Here is a 19,113-nt window from a genome sequence, read left to right as displayed (position 1 = left end):
GAGCAGGGGAGCCGGGGGGCGGGGGAGATGGGGAGCGGGGGGGCGGGGGAGATGGGGGAGATGGGTAATTAGCAATTAGCCATTAGCAATTAGCCATTACCCATTAGCAACTTGAGTCAAGTTCTATGAGGGCTAGCAGTTGAACTAATCTTTGGGGATCGGTGAGGTATAAATATCCCACCAACGTTTCTAAGCTAGTAGCCTGTTGATAAATTTCGGGATCTAGCCGCTTAGGACGGCGGTCAGTAGCATTGCGCCCTCTCTTGACAATTTCTAATTCTTTGATGCTTAAGTGGGGGGAGAGCGATCGCAGGTGGCGAGCTTGAGTTTCTGCTCGTACCTGCGCTACTACTAGCTCGTGATAAGCTTGCGATCGCTTTGGCGGCACTATGTAGGACATCCTGACGAACAGCTCATAGACTGCATCTCCCAGATAAGCCCATGATGCTGGTGAAATCCTTTCTATTTCCCCAAGCTTTCCCGCCTCTAAATCCAAAAGCTTCAAACTCATGACCGCCGGACTCAGCCTTGGCGGATCGTCTGCGATCGGTGACATAATTCTGTTTTAGGACTTCCGCCAAACTTTTTTTTCTTTAATCACTTGCTTTTTTAATTACTTGGGTAGCTAGGTAGCTATACCGCGATCGCACAGCCTCATTTATCTGTTCTTGCCATTGCTATTTTACAGCAAGACAACAAAAATTTGCTATCCAGCACTAAGAACCGGATAGCCAAATTTATCCCCTGTGTTTGTCAAGCTTCCTTGACAGTTTTCACCGCCTCATCCACTGAAGGCTGTAAAGATAAAAACTTCTCTAAGCGAACCAGTTTGACAGTCTGGGTCACGCGGGGATTCGAGACAATTTGTAATGTGCCTTCCAAAGTTTGGGCTTTCTTGACCAACTGCACAAGTGCGCCCAAACCGGAACTGTCAACAAAGTCTATTTGAGACAAGTCCAAAATCACGTGCTTTGGACCTTCCTCAATACACTTGTCCAGGACTTTCCGAAAGGTCGCCTCCGAAAAAGCGTCCAGTAAACCTGTCAAGCGAAATAGCTGATAGTTATTCCTGACTTCGCGAGTGCCTCTGAGGCTAACGGTCAGGGTCAATGGCTCAGGAATGACACCCTCCTAGCAAGATAGTGCTTAAGTCGAGGCTCTATTGTATTTGTTTTTTTGTCTTTTGTCTACTGATACAATGTCAGTTTTATTTGTCACCTTTTTAAAAGAGTTGACGGGGATCTCAATTTTATTAACCCCTTTTTAAGGAAGTTGGGCAGAGCTGTGCGATCGCAAAACTACCAATAAAATCATCACCCCCTCCACATCCCCGGAACTAGAGAAAACTTACAGGAGGCGTTAATGGGTAATATTCCAGGGTGACAGCCAAAACTAACCCATGACCCATTACCTATTACCCATTACCCATTACCAATTTTTTAGCTAGCAACAGCCACCTTACGATTTTCTCGCATTGCCTCCACAAAACGCTCAAACAAATAGTCAGCATCGTGAGGGCCAGGACTGGCCTCTGGGTGGTACTGCACCGAGAACAACGGTAACGACTTATGCCGCAAACCAGCCACCGTGCGATCGTTGAGGTTGAGGTGAGTAATTTCTACATCCGCCGCTAGAGAATCGGGATCGATCGCAAAGCCGTGATTTTGGCTAGTAATCTCGATCCGCTCAGTTAAACCCGCTGGCTGATTTAATCCCCGGTGTCCGAATTTGAGCTTAAAGGTATCTGCACCCAAAGAACGCCCTAAAATTTGGTGTCCCATACAGATCCCAAATATGGGTTTTTCAGACTTTAACAGCGCCTTGGTAGTCTCGATCCCTTCTATAACCGTCGCTGGATCTCCCGGGCCATTCGACAGGAAAATCCCGTCTGGCTTGTATTTGAGAATTTCCTCTGGCGGCGTGTTCGCGGGTACGACAACAACCCGACAGCCGTAACTGGCCAAACGTCGTAGAATATTACGCTTGATCCCAAAATCGATCGCCACGACAGTCAAAATTTCAGCATCAGAGTTGATACCGTCGCTAAATTCCCAGTTAGACTCTGTGGGTTCAGACCACTCATAAACCTCACTGGTAGTTACTTGCCGGACAAGATTCAATCCCGCCATACTGGGAGCTTCCTGTACTTGCTCCAACAACTCAGCCGGGTCAAGAATTTCCGTAGAAATCCCCCCATTCATCGCCCCAACTGTGCGGATTTTCCGAGTCAGAGCGCGAGTATCGATCCCATAAATACCGGGAATGCTGTGGTGTTTAAGGTAATCCGGCAAAGACTGAGTAGAACGCCAATTGCTGGGTTTGTGGCAGATGTTGCGAGCGATCGCAGCCCGCACTTGCGGCCCATGAGATTCTTCGTCCTCGACATTCACCCCCGTATTCCCCAATTCTGGATAGGTAAAAGTCACAATTTGACCACAATAGCTAGGGTCAGTCAAGACCTCTTGGTAGCCCGTCATGCCAGTATTAAACACTACCTCTCCGACGACAGTGCCGTTCGCGCCAAACGACCAGCCGCGATACGCAGTACCGTCGGCAAGAACTAGAAGAGCTGGTTGTGCAGTAGAAAGTGACATTGAAGTTTTAATTGGTTTTGCTTCTGAAGTTTCTATCTTTAATAGGTATTTGAGCGTAGGAACCCGCGACAAATATTAACCTTAAATTCCCGGAACTGTCAAACTCATAAAAAAGCTCGGTAAGCGGGAAACTCAGAGTCTTTAGACCTTATAGGGAAACGACGCGGGTGGTTAAAACCACCGTGAATATTTGTTGCCATTACCGCGCAAGGGAATTGCTTAGCTCGGTGTGCTTTTGTACTGCACTTTCAACGGGACAATTACCGTCTCAACCCTTGCAATCCTGTACGCATAATGGTTTGCTCTTTCGAGCCTCCCTTGCGGGGTAATGTTAGCTTCGCCAAAGTTATCAGAGCTTGTTAGGCTTGCAGCACTGTCCCAGTGACTTTAGGACTGTTTAACCGTAAGCGACAGAGCGGGGGACTAGCTTCGCATCCGCCTGGTGTCGTGACCCAAATAACGTAGCCGGTTAAGGCTTAGGCTGGTCAGAATAGCTTGCTTCGATTTCTCTTACAAGCTCAGTGTCTTTAGACCTGAGTTCCTGACAGAAATGGCATTAGGTACAATTCTTTTTAACAGCACCGTCCTAGTAGTGTTAAGTCATGAATATAATACCTAAGTCATAACTAAAAAGTGTCAATTTATACCCACAGGCAGTTATCGCAGCTATGATTGTGTTATAGCGTTTGACCAAAGTATGCCTTACCAATCTGACCCAGTTTCAACCTCAAACTTCAAAACGCAACAACTGAACGGTCAAAAATTCCGAGACCGCTTGCTGCTTGTAGCCACAGCTATTTCTACTGCGGGCTCGATCCTGGTTTACACAGCTATGCTTCCTTATTTAACCGTAGCCCAGGAATATGAAGGATGTTTCATGCGGAACTCTTCTGGAAAAATTATCAGTTTGAATGAATCCGTTTGTGGAATTACTCCTCAAGAGTTGAGTCCAACGGCTGTTAATTCAGGGGTATTTCAAGCCAAAATTAAACGCCGAGAGGGCAACATTCCCGTGATTGATGTCACTTTTAACGGTAAACAGAAATTTGAGATGATGGTAGATTCGGGAGCCAGTGGTACAGTCATCACGCCAGCAATGGCAAAAGCTTTGGGGATCGTTCCACAGGGAACAGTGAAAGCCAAAACACCTAATGGAGAAGCTACTTTCCAACTTGGCCAGGTTACTTCTTTGCAAGCTGGAGGGCTTGAGGTCAAAAATATCCAGGTAGCGATCGCACCTACACTAGATATTGGGCTGCTAGGGCATGACTTTTTTGGTAATAAAGACGTGACCATTAAGCAAGATGTAGTCGAATTTCGATCGCGATCGTAACTGAAGGAAGAAGGAAGAATAAAGAAGGAAGAAGAAAGAGGGTGTTTAACTTCACATAACTCATGTTTAATGACTCTCTGATTCCCTACATTAAGAACAAGCTTTTTGGGATAAATCTACAAAAAGCTTGTCTTCAATTAATTATGTCCGAGACGATCCAATTTCCAAAGATGCTTTCAACTCTTTAGCCAGAAATTGTACCCAAGGTTCTTTCATCAGATCGAAGTGACTCCCACGCAGATTGTGAATCTCTACCCCCCCAGCTACTACATCACCCCAGCCCAAATCAGGCTTGAAGTAATATTTCACGTCCTGATATTTGCAACGAAAGAGAACTAGAGAACCTGGGTAGATTTTGAACCTGTAATTCATGTCAGCTTGCATATTGATATCTAAGAGTTTTAATAAGAAGTCGGGAGGAGAAATTTCATTTTTAGAAAACTCCCCAACCAGATGATTTTTGTAGTAATATAAAGTTAGCCGACAGTAAATTCTATCCCACAGATATTCTAACTTTCCTTTAAAGCTATTAATTTTCCCAAGGTTTGTTGTGTGAAGCTTGATAAACTTAGCCAAAGATCGCTCATTTTGCTCCTGATTTTGCCCCTCATTACTGATATGAGCAACACCTATATCGCATACCCCCAACCATCCTATTTTCTCTCCTTGGGCACATAGTTGTTGTGCCATCTCAAATGCGATTATTCCGCCTAAAGAATAGCCAAAAAATAGATAAGGGCCATGAGGCTGAATGCTCTTAATTTCATTGATGTAATGTAGGGCCATTGCTTCCACAGTAGCTAGAGGCTCTTGCTTCCCATCTAATCCGATTGATTGTAACCCAAAAATAGGTCGATCTTGACCTAGATGATAGATGAGTTTTTGATAATCTAAAAGGTTCCCACCAACTGCATGGATTAAGAATAAAGGTGTTTGCGATCCTTTTGTTTGAATTGGGACTAACGAAGACCAAGATGGTGTCCATTCTGGCTGGGAAAAAATATGAGCAAATTCTTCAATCGTTTGCTGCTGAAATAAGATTGATAATGGCAAGTTTTTACCAAAAATATTTTCAATTTTTGCTAATAAATTGACGGCGACTAGAGAATGACCACCCAATTCAAAAAAATTGTCTTTGATTCCTATTGGTTCGATCCCTAATACCTCTTCCCAAATCTTTGCTAGCTGAATTTCCAATTCATTACGAGGAGCAATATACTTATTGCCAGAGTCAAAATTTAAGGCGGGAAGTGCCTGACGGTCTACTTTTTGATTGAGGTTTAGGGGTAGAGCGTCCAAAACTATAAAGGCAGCAGGAACCATGTATTCTGGTAATTTGCTCTGGAGATAGCGACGGATATCGTCAATTTCCGGGGGATCGGTGGAGTGAAGTACCAGATAGGCGACTATTCCCAATTCGCCACTATTTAGTTCCCGACAGACTACCACAGTTTCTCTTACCCCTGGAATTTGTCGCAGTACAACTTCGATTTCTCCTGGTTCAATCCGAATGCCATTGAGCTTGATTTGAAAGTCAGTTCGACCGATAATTTCTAAATTTCCCTGGGCATCTAAACGTCCACGATCGCCTGTCCTATACCAACGCTCTTGGTCAATGGTGACAAATTTTTCGGTGGTTAATTCTGGTCGTTCCAAATAGCCTTTAGCAACACCCGCCCCGCTGATATATACCTCGCCGATTTCACCAATAGCAACCGACTTTTGTTCTGACTCATATAGGCGAATTGCTACATTAGGGAACGGCTGTCCGACAAGGGTTTTGGTGATTGTTTGCTCTCTGGATACAAAGTGGGAGCAAGCCATACAACTAACTTCACTACAGCCATAAATGACGTGAATTTCGGCATTTCGGAAAACCCGCTGCATAGCGACAAGAACGTTGGCTGGAACGAGATCGCCACCAGTAGAAACGTGCTTTAATCCGCTAAACTTTGCCAAATCAATGCTGTTATCTTCGATGTAGGCTAGCAATTTTTTGAGCAGATTAGGGGAGGCATGAATCGCGGTCATCTGTTCTAAAATTTGGCACATTTGACCGAAATCTAATATCTGTTTCCGTTCTAGGATCGTGAGAGTGCCACCCGCAACTAAGGGAGACAGGAGTTCAAAAAAGGTGATACTAAAACTGAAGCGAGCGAGCGCAGGCATTATCGTGGTACGGTCAAAACCAAAACGTTCCTGGGCCACCAAAATGTAATGGCTCAAGTTACGATAACCGATCTTTATGCCCTTGGGTTTGCCAGTAGTGCCCGATGTATAAATGATGTAGGCTGTCTGGTCAAGGTCAATATTGACAGATGGGTTGTCGGTGGACAGATGCTCTATACTTTGCCAATCGCGATCGCAACAGAAAACCTTTGGCCCAGTTGCGGGTAAATTTGGTAATACATCTCTCTGAGTAAGAATAACTTGGGGTTGGTTGTCCTGCAAAATCGTGGCGAGGCGATCGCGGGGATAGTTGGGATCGAGGGGAACGTAAACTGCACCGGCTTTCAAAATGCCTAGCAAAGCTACACCAATTTCTAGGGATGGCTGGAGACAAACACACACCCGCGCCTCTGCACCTAAACCTAAACTAAGTAGGTAATGAGCCAATTGGTTAGCACTGTGATTGAGTTGTTGATAGGTCAGACAGTGGTTTTGGTAATTAATTGCCCTCGCCTCTGGCTGTTGATCAACGCGATATTCAATTAACCCCTGAATAGTATTGCTAACAGAGTTTAAACTGACTGATTCCCTTGAATTATCAACTGGAAACATCGCATTATCCTGAAGCTAAGCAACCGCCAAGGCGGTTAGGGACTAGGGACTAGGGACTAGGGGCTAGGGACTAGGGGCTAGGGGAAGAAGAGGAAGAAGGGAATAGAATTAAGGGTTTGAGGAAACTAAAATGTTCTAACCACCTTGACTGTTGCTATATATAGGGATTTTTGAAAATTACAAACTGATAAATTGCTTAAGCAATTTATCAGTTTCTAGTTAATCTAATTACAGCTAGTATGGAAGAACCAATTAGCTCAAAAAAACCACTTTTAACTAGAGTAAATAACTTTTTCCTTCAGCGCAAAAACTTAACCAACTCTTCCAACTTCAACCAAGCTTTGCCGCTGAGTAAGATATCGTTGGCAAGAGATAACCCTTGTTCGTGAGCGCCCAGCGGTACAATTCCTCCTACTTGCAGCGCCAAAGACGCATTCAAAGCAACGACTGACCGTTGTGCGAGTGTTCCTTTGCCTTGAAGAACATCCCGTAAAATTTGGGAATTTTCTTCCACATCCCCTCCTCGCAAAGATGCGATCGCTGCTGGTGTCACGCCGATTTTTTCAGGATTCAATTCACTTAGCTGCACTTCCCCTTGTGACAAAATAGCTAAGTCAGTAATATCTCCCAATCCCGCCTCATCTAGTTTTTCTCGACCATGTAAAACGATCGCCACTTCCGTACCCAGTTCTCTCAAAGCTTCAGCGACTATTACCACCAATTTTGAATCGAATACTCCAATTACTTGACCCCTCGGCCGCAAGGGGTTGACCAACGGGCCCAAAAGGTTAAAAACAGTTCGCACCTTCAGAGTTCGTCTAAGTGGAGCCACAACCTTCATGGCTGGATGCCAACCGGGAGCAAATAAAAATGCGATCCCCACTTCCTCAATAGCAGCATGAACCTTTTCTGGAGAGGCGTTCAAGTTAACACCTAATGCTTCTAAAACATCAGCAGAACCAACTTTGCTGGAGGCCGAACGATTTCCGTGTTTAGCAACTGCAATTCCACTGGCGGCGGCTACAAACGCCACAGCCGTCGAAATATTAAAAGTTGATGCTCCATCCCCACCAGTTCCGCAAGTATCAATTAAGGAGTTTGGAGTTTTGAGCTTTGAGGTTGGAATTGAAGAATTTTGTGGTTCAAAACTCCCTAGAGACTGAGACTGCAAGACATAAGCCATACCAGCCAGCTCTTGGGCAGATATGCCTTTAGCTTGGAGAGCAGCTAGAATAGCTCCTGATAATGCTGGGGGAATAGCATCTGCTAGCCATCCTTGCATTAAGTCAGCAGCGCGATCGCGACTAAGGGACTGACGATCTAGCAATTGTTGGAGCAATTCGGGCCACAGAGAAGCATCCAGCGCGATCGCCGAGGGAGAGGCAACGCCTGCCATAACCGCAGCCGCGTCTTGCTGTTGGAGTGAAGGGGAAGAATCAGTCATCAATCGATTATCTTAGATGTGTAGATGTCGTGAGATTTAGGATTTGATGTTTGAGAGGGCTTTAGCAAAACTTGCCTTTGGCATCGTTCTCTAACTTGCCAGTCCCTAGTTTACCTTGCTATTGACTTGCAACTCGATCGATGAAGAATCATCGTGGTCACAAATTTATCGATCTAAACCATCTTTAAACAAACTTCATACTTCAGAGCCCAACTCTGCCCAAGATTGAATTTTTTGATACAACTACGACTCGCTGATTGTGAGACTTTTATAGATCGCACATCTAGCGAGAGCCTAATCCCACCAGCTTAAATTGACTATCGGCAGAGATGATGAAAAAAACTAGGCAGCAAATGGTTTGAGCTGCCAGTTCTGATTTTGAAGTTGGTTCCAAGGCTTACAAACACTCAGCTTTTCTTTCTAAACCTGAAAGCTGATAGTTTGTATTTAGCGTTGGTCTACCCTCAAGACAGAGAAATAGCTGCTGAAGTAGGATGTTCAATTGCTAGTATGCCTAGAGAGACTTTACAAGAGTCGAGATTTGCCCCACGATCTGCACGATAGTGTAGGTGGCTTGGTAAGTCCCGCCCCTAAAACCGCCAAGATTTCGGGGCTTGTAGACTTTAGGGACAGCAATGCTCTTGGAGGCAGGAAAGTAAAAAGCGAACGCCAGCGATCGCAGTTAAAGAGATGCTGGGCGATCGCTAGCAGAGGCTAGCGGGATCATCCCAGTTTTGTAAATAGCTCTCTAGGGGCGAAGCATTCCGACAGTAAATCTCTGTTTATAACAAATAACTGCACGCTGCCGAAATGCTTCGCCCTTACTATAAAATTGGGATGCTCCACCTTATCTGAGTAATAAGTAAGTCCTGACAGATCGACTCAGGGTGTTAAATTGCCAGACAAATCCTTGGAAATAAGGTAAATCGGCTACAAACAATCGTATTTAGGGCTTACGCATTTATAGCAGTTTTAAATTGGATAGGTACTGCTTTTAATTAGTAATTAGTAATTAGTAGTTACCAATTACCAATTATAGAAGAAGGGGCTAGGCAAAAAGAAAGAGAGGCGGGAGATAGGTAATTAGCGATTAGCGATTACCAATTACCAATTACCAATTACCAATTAACAATTACCAATTACCAAATTAAGCACTAACAAAGCTTTTTGTGTTCTTTAGCTAAGAAAACAGGTACGGAAGTGGGCAACCAACAACGGTCAAATTATGTGCTCGATTTAGTGGGGATCGAGGAGGCACTGCACCAAATGGAAGCAAAATATCGCAGTATGTTTGAGAATGCTGTTTCAGGCATTTTTCAAACAACCCCTGACGGGCGCTATATCAGTGCAAATCCTGCCTTAGCACGCCTCTATGGTTACAAATCTCGTGAAGAAATGATGGCAAGGCTGACTGACATCGAACAGCAGCTTTATGTAGACCCTAAACGACGTGACGAGTTCGTTGCTGCCTTGCAAGAACATGATGCGGTTTCGGATTTTGAATCCCAGATTTACCGCCGAGATGGGAATATAATTTGGATTTCTGAACACGCAAGAGCAGTTCGCGGCCCCAACGGCGAACTACTTTATTATGAAGGTTTTGTCGAAGATATTACTCAGCGCAAATACGCAGAAGCCGCACTTAGTGAAGAAAGAGAACGCCTCCGCTTAGTAATTGAAGGAGTCAAGGACTATGCGATTTTCATGCTCGATACTGATGGTCTTGTAGCTAGTTGGAACTCTGGAGCTGAAGGCATTTTAGGCTACCGAGCTACCGAGATTATCGGTTCCCACTTTCGCTGCTTTTACACTCAGGAGGAAATCGATCTCGGCAAACCAGCAGAAAAATTAGAGGTAGCCACAGCCCAAGGTAGATTTGAAGATGAAGGCTGGCGAGTTCGCAAGGATGGCTCCCAGTTTTGGGCCAATATCATTGTTACGGCTTTGCGGGATGAAAGCGGAATATTACGAGGTTTTTGCCAAGTTACGCAGGATATTACTGAGCAAAAACGGGCGGCAGAGGAAAAAACCCAATTAATCACTTCTTTGCAACAGTCGGAAAAAAAATTCCGTACTTTGTACGAATCAACTACCGATGCAGTGATGCTACTTGATGAAAACGGCTTTTTAGACTGCAATCCCGCAACTTTAAAATTGTTCGGATGTAACAGCAAAGATGAGTTTACAGGCAAGCACCCCTTGGAATTTAGCCCTAGACTACAGCCGGGGGGCGAAGATTCAGCTACTTTAGTTCAGGAACGTATGGCTGCGGCTCTGTCTATAGGAAACTGCCGCTTCGACTGGCTGCACTGTCGCCTTGATGGTTCGGAATTCCCGGCAGAGGTGCTGCTGACTTCTATGGATATCGGCGGCAAGTTGGGGCTGCAAGCGGTAGTGCGTGATATTACTTACCGGGTGATGGCTGAGGAAGCTCTCAAACAGGCAAATGAGGATTTGGAACGTAGGGTTCAAGAGCGTACCAGTCAATTAGAGGCCGCGATCGCGCAGTTACAAAGCGAAATTGCCGAACGTCAAAAGGCGGAAGCTCAGCTACGGGCCTCAGAGGAAAAATTCTCTAAAGCTTTTCGCTCTAGTCCCGATCCGATAACTATTACTTCCTTCGCTGACGGACGGTTTATTGAGGTTAACGATAGTTTTCTGAGTTTAATGGATTACCGTCTTGATGAGGTGATTGACAAGACTGTAGCGGACTTGAATCTTTGGGTCAATGTAGATGACAGAACTAGATTAAGACAAGTTTTACACGAGCAAGAGGTAGTTCGTAACTGCGAATATGAGTTGCGGATGAAGTCTGGCAATGTGGTGGTGGTGCTGCTATCGGCTGAGATTATTAATCTGGGCGATGAGATGTGTTTGCTGGCTGTGATGACGGATATTACTGACCGCAAAGCTGTTGAGGAGGCTCTACGGGAGAGCCAGCGAGCTCTGGCAACACTGATGGGTAATTTACCCGGTATGGCTTACCGCTTCCGTAATGATGCCGATCGCAGTCTGGAATTTGTCAGCGAAGGTTGCTATCAGTTAACTGGCTACCACCCAGACGAATTCGTTGGCGATCGCAAACTGTCTCTCTCAGAGATTACTCACCCAGAAGATCAGGAGCGTTTGTGGACTGCTGTCCAAATTGCTTTACAGGAAAATCGACCCTATCAGTTAACTTATCGGATTACTTCTAAGACGGGGGAACTCAAATGGATTTGGGAACAAGGGATTGGGGTATTCTCGGATTCAGGAGATGTACTCGCTTTGGAGGGGCTGATCGTTGACATTACTGAGCGCAAGCAGGCAGAGGATCTCGCTGTGCGATCGCAATGCGAACTCAGAGAGCAAAAAACGCAGTTAGAGAAAACTTTGCATGAGCTACAACAGACTCAAGCTCAATTAATTCACACTGAGAAAATGTCTTCTCTAGGTCAAATGATTGCTGGAGTTGCTCATGAAATTAATAATCCGGTAAATTCCGTATGCGGTAATCTTGTCCATGTCGGTCACTACACGGAAGATTTGCTCAATTTGGTTGAGTTGTACCAGCAGAATTACCCCCAGCCGGTGGCAACTATTCAAAATACAATTGAGGAGATAGATTTAGAGTTTTTGTTAGAAGATTTACCTAAAGCGATGTCTTCGATGCACGTTGGGGCAGACCGTATTCGCGAAATTGTGAGATCGCTACGAAATTTCTCTCGCAAGGACGACACTAAAACAAGTTTAGTAAATATTCACGAAGGCATTGAAGGGACGCTACTGATTTTGCAAAGTCGGCTGAAAGCCCGTGCGGCCTATCCTGAAATTTCTGTCGTTAAGGAGTACGGAAATTTACCAATGATTGAGTGCTATGCTGGGAAGATTAATCAGGTGTTTATGAATTTGATTGGTAATGCAATTGATGCAATTGATGAGTATAATCAAAACCGATCTATTACTGAAATTAAGGCTAATCCCAGCCTGATTAAAATCAAAACTGAAGTTAGTTCCTCAAGTGCGATAATTCGCATTTCGGACAATGGCCCCGGTATGAGTGAGGAAATTTCTAAGCAGTTATTCGATCCATTTTTTACAACAAAACCTGCTGGTAAAGGTACTGGTTTGGGACTATCAATTAGCTACCAAATTGTGGTTGAACAGCATGGCGGTAAGTTAAGTTGTACTTCTACGCCAGGACAAGGATCGGAGTTCACGATCGAGATTCCTATTCAGATTCCAGAGTAGCTAATTGGTAATTGGTAATTGATAATTGTCATTGCGAGCGTAAGCGAAGCAATCCCAACAAGCTATGGCGATTGCTTCGCTTACGCTCGCAATGACAAAGTGTAGCACCCCCAAGGTGATTACGACTCTCCTAACTAATTAATTATTAACAATTACCAGTTACCAATTACCAATTACCAATTACTATTTTCGACAAGGACTAAAAGAGGTTCGATGGAAGGGGGATACACCGTAGCGCTCCAAACCCAATCTATGTTTTGGAGTACCATAACCCTTGTTATTTGTCAAGTCATATTCGGGGAATTTTACAGCCATGCGGACGATTAACTCATCGCGCCAAACCTTAGCAACTATACTAGCCGCAGCAATGACAAGCGATCGCCGATCTCCTTGGATCATCGTTTGTTGCGCGTAGGGGTAGCCAGCTTTGGGAACAACCAAATTTGGTATCCGCTGATTGCCGTCAATCAGGCAAAGCTCAGGCAAAGTATTGAGTTTTAGAATCGCCCGTTTCATTGCCAGCAACGAAGCTTGCAAAATATTGATCTGGTCGATCTCCCGCACAGACGCTACACCAATTTGGCAATCAACAGCCATAGCCTGGATTTTAACTGCCAACCGCGATCGCGCAGCAGGACTCAATTGTTTGCTATCCCGCACTCCCAAAGCTGTCAGTTCCTCTAGCGCCTCCGGTGGCAAAATGCAAGCAGCCGCCACCACCGGCCCAAACCACGCCCCTCTTCCTACCTCATCGACTCCTGCAATCAGGGATGGGGAGAGGGGGAGAGGGGGAGATGGGGGAGATGGGGAAGTTAAATCTTCCCTATCTTCCCTACCTTTCCCATCCTGGCCCTTAATCTTCCCCATCTTCCTATTCATTCTTCAACCAAGGCAGAAGAACGACGACGGCGACGGCGATTCAGAGGTTCTTGCTCCTCCTGCTCGCTGGCTTGAGAAGTTTCAGCAACACTAGAAACTTCACCGCTATGCTCGGAATAGTCATCGCTGTCTTCCTCAAAATATGTAGAGGAAACTAAAGAGGCGGCTGCATAATCTGGCTCTTGCCTTACATAATCTGGCTCTTGCCTGGTGTAATCTGGCTCTTGTCTTGCGTAATCTGGCTCTTGCCTTGCGTAATCTGGCTCTTGCCTTGAGTAATCTAGCTCTTGCCTTGCATAATCTGGCTCATCCTTTGCATAATTAGACTCTTCCCCAATCTGCTCAGTAACGATCGCAGATTCTGCCTCCACTGGCGATCGCTCGACCTGCGGTGCAGTTCCCCCTTGTCCGGGAAGCGTTACCGAAATAATCGCGTTCTTGGGATTTTTCACCGTTCGATCCAACAGTAGCAGCGGAGAAACTCCCATCAAAGCATAGACATCTTGTTCCTCTGGAGTCATTTCCACCGCAATCACTTCCGGCGGTTCTACCATTGGTTTCATTAGCTCTGGTCTGGCTGGTCGCACCCGCTCCAAATCGTCGCGATCGCGTCGTTGACCAATGGTACTGGCAATGGGGAACGTCTCGGAACTTGCCCGCACTCCTGGAACTCCCAAGTATTCTCCTCTGGAATCAGCAATTGAAGGTACGCTTGGCACTCGTAACTTGCTGCGAGTTGGCTCCTCCTCCCTCACAGGGAGATTACCCTCTCCCAGGCGTTGGCGCGATCGGCGGCGGCGGGCCCCATTCCCTAAATCCTGATAACTAGGGTGATTAATCAAATCCAGGGATGAACTGCTATTGCCATCGAAATCTAACCCCTCGTTCTGAGCTTCCCAAGCCGCCCGTGCAGGCTCAAGAGAGCGCTCTTCCCGAACAGGCCCAGGGGATTCCCCGAAGCTATGGCGGGGAGTACCAGTCAAGCTGCGGCGTTCCGGCACTTCTGGCACTGTCGGCAATATTTCCGCAAAGGCGGGACGAGGTAAAGAACGGTTTGAGGCTGCTGACTCACGCGCTGTAGAAAAGTCACGCACTGCTGGAGCTAGCTCATCTTCTCCTGGGAGTTGGACGAGATGACCCAATCCGCCGCAAGAAGGACAAGTGTGACCGAACAATTCATAAATATTTTGACCTTGGCGTTTGCGGGTGAGCTCTACCAAGCCAAGTTCGGATAGTTGGGCAATTTGTGGTCGTGCTTTGTCAGCTCTAAGGGCTTTATTGAAATGTTCTAGCACCTGCAACTGGTCGCGGCGCGATTCCATATCGATGAAGTCCACAATGATCACGCCAGCAATATTTCGCAGGCGCAATTGTCGGGCAATTTCCGTTGCGGCTTCGCAGTTAGTCCAAAGTACGGTTTCGCGGGCTGTAGCTGAGCGGGTGAAAGAACCAGAGTTGACATCAATCACGGTCAGCGCTTCTGTGGGCTGGATGATGATATAACCACCGGAGGGCAAGTCCACTCTAGGTCTGAGGGCTTCTCTAATTGCCGGGTTGACGCGGAAATATTCCAGCATCGGAATCCGTTCGCGGTGATGGTCGATCAGAACTCCCGGCGGTAGCTTGTTTCCATTCCAGGCCATTAAGTGTTGCTTGACGCGCTTAATGCCATTTTGGGAGTCCACGACAATTCTGTTCACGTCGTTGCTGAACATATCCCGCAGTACCCGCTGGATGAAATCATCGTCACGGTTGAGCAGGGCTGGAGCCCGTGTGGAACCACCTTCTTGTTGGACGGCTTCCCACTGCTTTTGCAAAACTTCTAAGTCTTCTATGATTGCCTCTTCTGTCATCCCTTCAGCTTCGGTGCGGACTAGCAACCCCATACCGGCAGGTTTGACTAAAATTGCTAGCGCTCTGAGGCGGTTGCGCTCGTTTTCGGATTTGATGCGGCGGGAGAGATTTACACCTCGGCCGTAGGGCATTAGAACTAAGTAGCGTCCGGGAAGAGTAATGTTGCCCGTGAGTCGGGGGCCTTTAGTTCCCGTTGGCTCTTTCATCACTTGGACTAGGACTTTCTGCTGGGGAGCAAGCAGTTCTGTAATCGCGCCTGCGGAGCGTTTCAACCGTAGAGGCCCTAAGTCGGTGACGTGCATGAAACCGTTGCGATCGGGGTCGCCAATATTGACGAAGGCTGCGTCTATTCCGGGTAATACATTTTCAACAATTCCGAGATAGATATCGCTGACTTGGTGACTGCCAGTGGCGACTACGAGTTCTTGGATTTGATCTTCGGAAAATACAGCAGCAAGGCGATGCTGCTCCGCTATAACTATCTGCTTTGGCATTCAATTTCCTCAAATTTTTGCAGCAAGTTTAAGACACCTACGCTGCCCGTGCCTATGACTTTGGCTGTGATTGGTAGCTGCTTGTTAACTGTTAACTGTTAACTGTTAACTGTTAACTGTTTGTAGAGTTTAGATTTGTTTCCTAGTTGAAACCGACTATCGGCTCATAACTAAAATTATCTAAAATCTACTATCTAAAATCTTAATTTGTTCGTCAAATAGAGCAATTTTCTAACAATCTCAGACTAGCTAGAGCCGATTGATTGTTGAGTAAGCCCAGGCTCAATTGTGAGTCGTTCGCTTGAACTAATCGATATTTTTGCTCTTGCCCTCATTGGAGGGTTTGGCGTTGGATTTAGTCAAGAATGCACAAAAAGCTCGAAGTCTTGCCCAAAAGTGAGTTGCACCCAGCCCGCGTTGCTGGTTGACTCAGCGGCTTGCGCTAACAGCACTACTGCCACATCAGCTTCCTAAACACAAAGCATCTTAATTGGCACTTTCTGACAAGGGGATTCTTGCTTCACTGAGCCGACCGATCGCGGCATCTTTAACAATGCCAATTTTATCCCTTGGTAAAAACCAGTGGTATCGGCTATCTCTTGACAACCGTTTTGCTTCTGCTGCTGCTACTGTTGCTGCTGCTGGGGCTTGATAGAAACTATCCATCACTGCCAAAAAACAGTTAGGAATCTAATTCCTGCTTCTGCGTAGGGGTCGGCCCCTTCTACTTCACAGGCATAAATTCAGGTCGAGCCGACCTTACTAATTATACAATTCGTAATGATAACTTTGCGTCTTAACCATTATTTTCAGCTCCTTTAATCGCCGCGTCCCTTTGAACCTTATTAAAGGCGAGCTAGTTTTAAGACTACCAGGATATCAAGCCCAATCTTTGTAATCCGCTCAAAGCGGTAGCATTAGTTTTCTGCTATCTACAATGATAGCACAACTTGCCTTAATCAGACAAATTTATGGAGTTTTAGACAATTTATTAACCACCTATTCTTCCTATTAAGAAACAAGTTTGCTTATGCTCAAGGCTACTGCTAAAAAACTCAAGTGATGTTTGGAGTTGTTTTGAACTCGCTAGATAACTAACGATCTTATAGATATAGTCACCTCTCCACGCACTATAGCATTATTCTGAAAACAAAACCGCGATCGAGAAACCTAGCTAAGGATGAGCTGGTTACGGTGGGTGGAAAGGAGTTGAATTTCCTGCTGGCTGACTTGTTCGAGCATATAGATGATATGCTCTGGTCGCATTATAGTGCCGTCGTTACGGCAACTGCCGATGCAGCGAAGGAGGGTAATTTCAGAGTTAGTTTCGCAGCTATTTGGGCTGTTACTCAATGCAGGTACAAGTTCCAATTCTTGCAGGCGATCGCGCAAATTGACGCTTTGCACCTTGCCAGACTTTGAGGTTTGCTCCCGCCAAAAAGCCGTAACTGCTTTAATTTCCTCTACCCAATCTGCCCATCGGGGCTGAGGTTGTGGAAATTTGCCCTTACCTTCTAAATCCTCTGGCGATCGCACTAAACCTACTGTAATCAAATACTCGGCCTGCGTCAATAACTGGGTAGCGGAGGGAGTTTTGACATCAACCTCTTCAATTTTGTAAATGGGAATATTTTCGGGTAAATTAGCTGCCAGTTTTTCTCGAAAAAACGCCACGTCTACAAGTTGAGTCAGCTCGAAGTCCACAATTTCACCGCTACTGGTAGCGCCCAAAGGTAGGGCATTAGCTGGAGAAATCCGGGGACTAGGACGAAACCCGCCAGTAAAGGAAATCGGCAAGGAAGATCGCCGCAAAGCGCGGTCAAATAATCTTACCAAATCTAGATGACTGACTAAAGCCAGATCGCCCAGCTTACCAAACCATACCCGCAAGCGCTGTTTGCGCTCTTGGTTGGGGACGAAATGACCTGCAAAGGGAGGAATCGATGGAGGCGGAACAACAATATTATGACCAAAATCTGTCCCGCAGACACCACAGTGGGAACAGCCTTCAAAGGAACAGTCGGGAACTGTAGCTGCTTCTAAGGCTCGTTGCAAGTCAGTTTTCAGCCAAGCTTTGTCAATGCCTGTATCTATATGATCCCAAGGTAGGGGGCGATCGAGAGCAGGAGGTGAAGAAACTTTATCCTCAAAACTTGCCTTGGTAACGCCTGCCTCTGGGGGGTCAATGCACTGGGATGGCGGCGTGACATCACCTAACATCACATTCCATTCCCCATTATCCACTAGGCGGTATTTCCAGCTTAATCCAGATTCTGCGATCGCCTGCGTCCAAGCGCCAAAAGCACGGTCTAGACTTTCCCACCAAGCATCCATTCCTGCGCCTAATTCCCAGGCGCGGCGGACAACTGGGGCTAAACGGCGATCGCCCCTACCGATAAAGTCTTCCATCGCGGAAATCCGCACATCGGTAAAATTTACCTTTACCCCTTTCATTCCCCGAAATTCTGCCTTCAGTAAGGCTTGTTTGCGCTCGAACTCAGCGGTAGAGACTGAGTGCCACTGAAAGGGAGTGTGGGGCTTGGGCGTAAAGTTAGAAATGGTCAAGGTAAAATTTAACCGTCTGCGCCCAGATGCTCTACATTCCTGATGTAGCCAGCGAATTGTCTCCGCAATACCAATTACATCAACGTCCGTTTCTCCAGGCAAGCCGATCATAAAATACAACTTGATCTTGTCCCAGCCTTGCTCAAAGGCAGTTTTAACACCTCGCAATAGTTCTTCGTTGGTCAAACCTTTATTGATAATATCCCGCATCCGCTGAGTACCAGCTTCCGGGGCAAAAGTCAAGCTACCTTGTCGCGTACCACCCAGGATGTTAGCGATGTTTTCGTCAAATCTGTCTACCCGCTGGCTAGGTAAAGATAGGGTGATATTTTCGTCTTTGAGGCGATTTTTAATTTCTAAGCCTAGTGCTGGTAGTGCTAAATAGTCGGAACAACTCAGGGATAAAAGCGAAAATTCGTTATATCCTGTGGCTCTCATGCCTTGTTCGATCGCATCTGCAACTTGTTCGGGTTCGACATCCCTAGCGGGACGAGTTAACATTCCCGGTTGACAAAAACGACATCCGCGAGTACAACCCCGACGGATTTCGATGGTGAGGCGATCGTGTACTGTCTCGACGTAGGGCACTAAGCCGATGGAGTAGGCTGGTATGGGCGTTGCTACCCGCCGCAAAATTCGTTCGGGAACATCTGGCCTTGTGGGGTACACGGAGCCATCTGTTGCCATTTCGTAGAATTGGGGGACGTATACGCCGGGAATTTGAGCTAAATCTAGCAGTAATTCTTCGCGGCTCAAGTTATTAGCTTTGCCCAATTCTAGGACTAAACCAATTTCAGGAAGTAATTCTTCTCCGTCTCCCAAGGCGATGAAGTCGAAAAAGTCGGCGTATGGTTCAGGATTAGATGTTGCTGTTTGTCCACCGGCGAAGATTAGGGGCCAGGATGGGGAGTGGGGGGGGGGGGGGGGGGGGGGGGGCGG

12 protein-coding genes are annotated in these 19,113 nt (G+C 46.3%); 3 read left to right on the top strand and 9 right to left on the bottom strand.

Going from position 1 to position 19,113, the window contains the following annotated elements; genetic code table 11:
• Positions 1 to 103: 103 nt before the first annotated feature.
• From PN499_RS11270 to carA, 3 genes are all read right to left on the bottom strand, one after another.
• Positions 104 to 556, bottom strand: coding sequence for a Mini-ribonuclease 3 (locus PN499_RS11270; protein WP_272031953.1), 453 nt, complete (start codon positions 554 to 556; stop codon positions 104 to 106).
• Between the two features lie 197 nt (positions 557 to 753).
• Positions 754 to 1,110: an STAS domain-containing protein gene (locus PN499_RS11265; protein ID WP_007358338.1), complete on the bottom strand. Its 357-nt coding sequence runs from the start codon at positions 1,108 to 1,110 to the stop codon at positions 754 to 756.
• A gap of 329 nt (positions 1,111 to 1,439) precedes the next feature.
• A complete protein-coding gene (gene carA / locus PN499_RS11260) occupies positions 1,440 to 2,594 on the bottom strand; it encodes a glutamine-hydrolyzing carbamoyl-phosphate synthase small subunit (RefSeq protein WP_007358337.1) in 1,155 nt (384 codons plus the stop codon).
• Positions 2,595 to 3,291: 697 nt separating this feature from the next.
• Here carA and PN499_RS11255 point away from each other — a divergent pair.
• Entirely contained in the window at positions 3,292 to 3,927 is a 636-nt protein-coding gene (locus PN499_RS11255) for a retropepsin-like aspartic protease family protein (RefSeq protein WP_272031952.1), read from the top strand.
• A gap of 141 nt (positions 3,928 to 4,068) precedes the next feature.
• Here PN499_RS11255 and PN499_RS11250 read toward each other — a convergent pair whose 3' ends face one another.
• Together PN499_RS11250 and trpD are read right to left on the bottom strand one after the other, a co-directional pair.
• Positions 4,069 to 6,708, bottom strand: coding sequence for a non-ribosomal peptide synthetase (locus PN499_RS11250; RefSeq protein WP_272031951.1), 2,640 nt, complete (start codon positions 6,706 to 6,708; stop codon positions 4,069 to 4,071).
• A 298-nt stretch (positions 6,709 to 7,006) separates the two neighbouring features.
• Complete coding sequence (trpD, locus tag PN499_RS11245; RefSeq protein ID WP_417063873.1) at positions 7,007 to 8,104, bottom strand: anthranilate phosphoribosyltransferase; 1,098 nt, start codon at positions 8,102 to 8,104, stop codon at positions 7,007 to 7,009.
• Positions 8,105 to 8,654: 550 nt separating this feature from the next.
• Between trpD and PN499_RS11240 the strand changes: the two genes are divergently transcribed.
• Both PN499_RS11240 and PN499_RS11235 read left to right on the top strand, forming a co-directional pair.
• Entirely contained in the window at positions 8,655 to 8,870 is a 216-nt protein-coding gene (locus PN499_RS11240) for a hypothetical protein (protein ID WP_148288914.1), read from the top strand.
• 482 nt (positions 8,871 to 9,352) lie between these two features.
• On the top strand, positions 9,353 to 12,382 hold the full coding sequence (locus tag PN499_RS11235) for a PAS domain S-box protein (protein ID WP_272031949.1): 3,030 nt from the start codon (positions 9,353 to 9,355) through the stop codon (positions 12,380 to 12,382).
• A 183-nt stretch (positions 12,383 to 12,565) separates the two neighbouring features.
• Here the strand turns inward: PN499_RS11235 and PN499_RS11230 are convergent, their stop codons facing one another.
• The 4 genes from PN499_RS11230 to PN499_RS11215 all read right to left on the bottom strand — a co-directional run.
• A complete protein-coding gene (locus PN499_RS11230; RefSeq protein ID WP_272031948.1) occupies positions 12,566 to 13,261 on the bottom strand; it encodes a ribonuclease HII in 696 nt (231 codons plus the stop codon).
• A complete protein-coding gene (rne, locus tag PN499_RS11225) occupies positions 13,258 to 15,609 on the bottom strand; it encodes a ribonuclease E (RefSeq protein ID WP_272031947.1) in 2,352 nt (783 codons plus the stop codon). The genes PN499_RS11230 and rne overlap by 4 nt, the downstream gene beginning before the upstream one ends.
• Before the next feature lie 486 nt (positions 15,610 to 16,095).
• On the bottom strand, positions 16,096 to 16,275 hold the full coding sequence (locus PN499_RS11220) for a hypothetical protein (RefSeq protein WP_019487697.1): 180 nt from the start codon (positions 16,273 to 16,275) through the stop codon (positions 16,096 to 16,098).
• 504 nt (positions 16,276 to 16,779) lie between these two features.
• On the bottom strand, positions 16,780 to 19,113 hold a 2,334-nt coding region (locus PN499_RS11215), incomplete at its 5' end, for a TIGR03936 family radical SAM-associated protein (protein WP_272031946.1).

It is taken from the genome of Kamptonema animale CS-326 (assembly GCF_028330895.1).
Taxonomy (GTDB): domain Bacteria; phylum Cyanobacteriota; class Cyanobacteriia; order Cyanobacteriales; family Microcoleaceae; genus Kamptonema; species Kamptonema formosum.
This window is presented reverse-complemented; position numbering and strand designations above follow the sequence as displayed.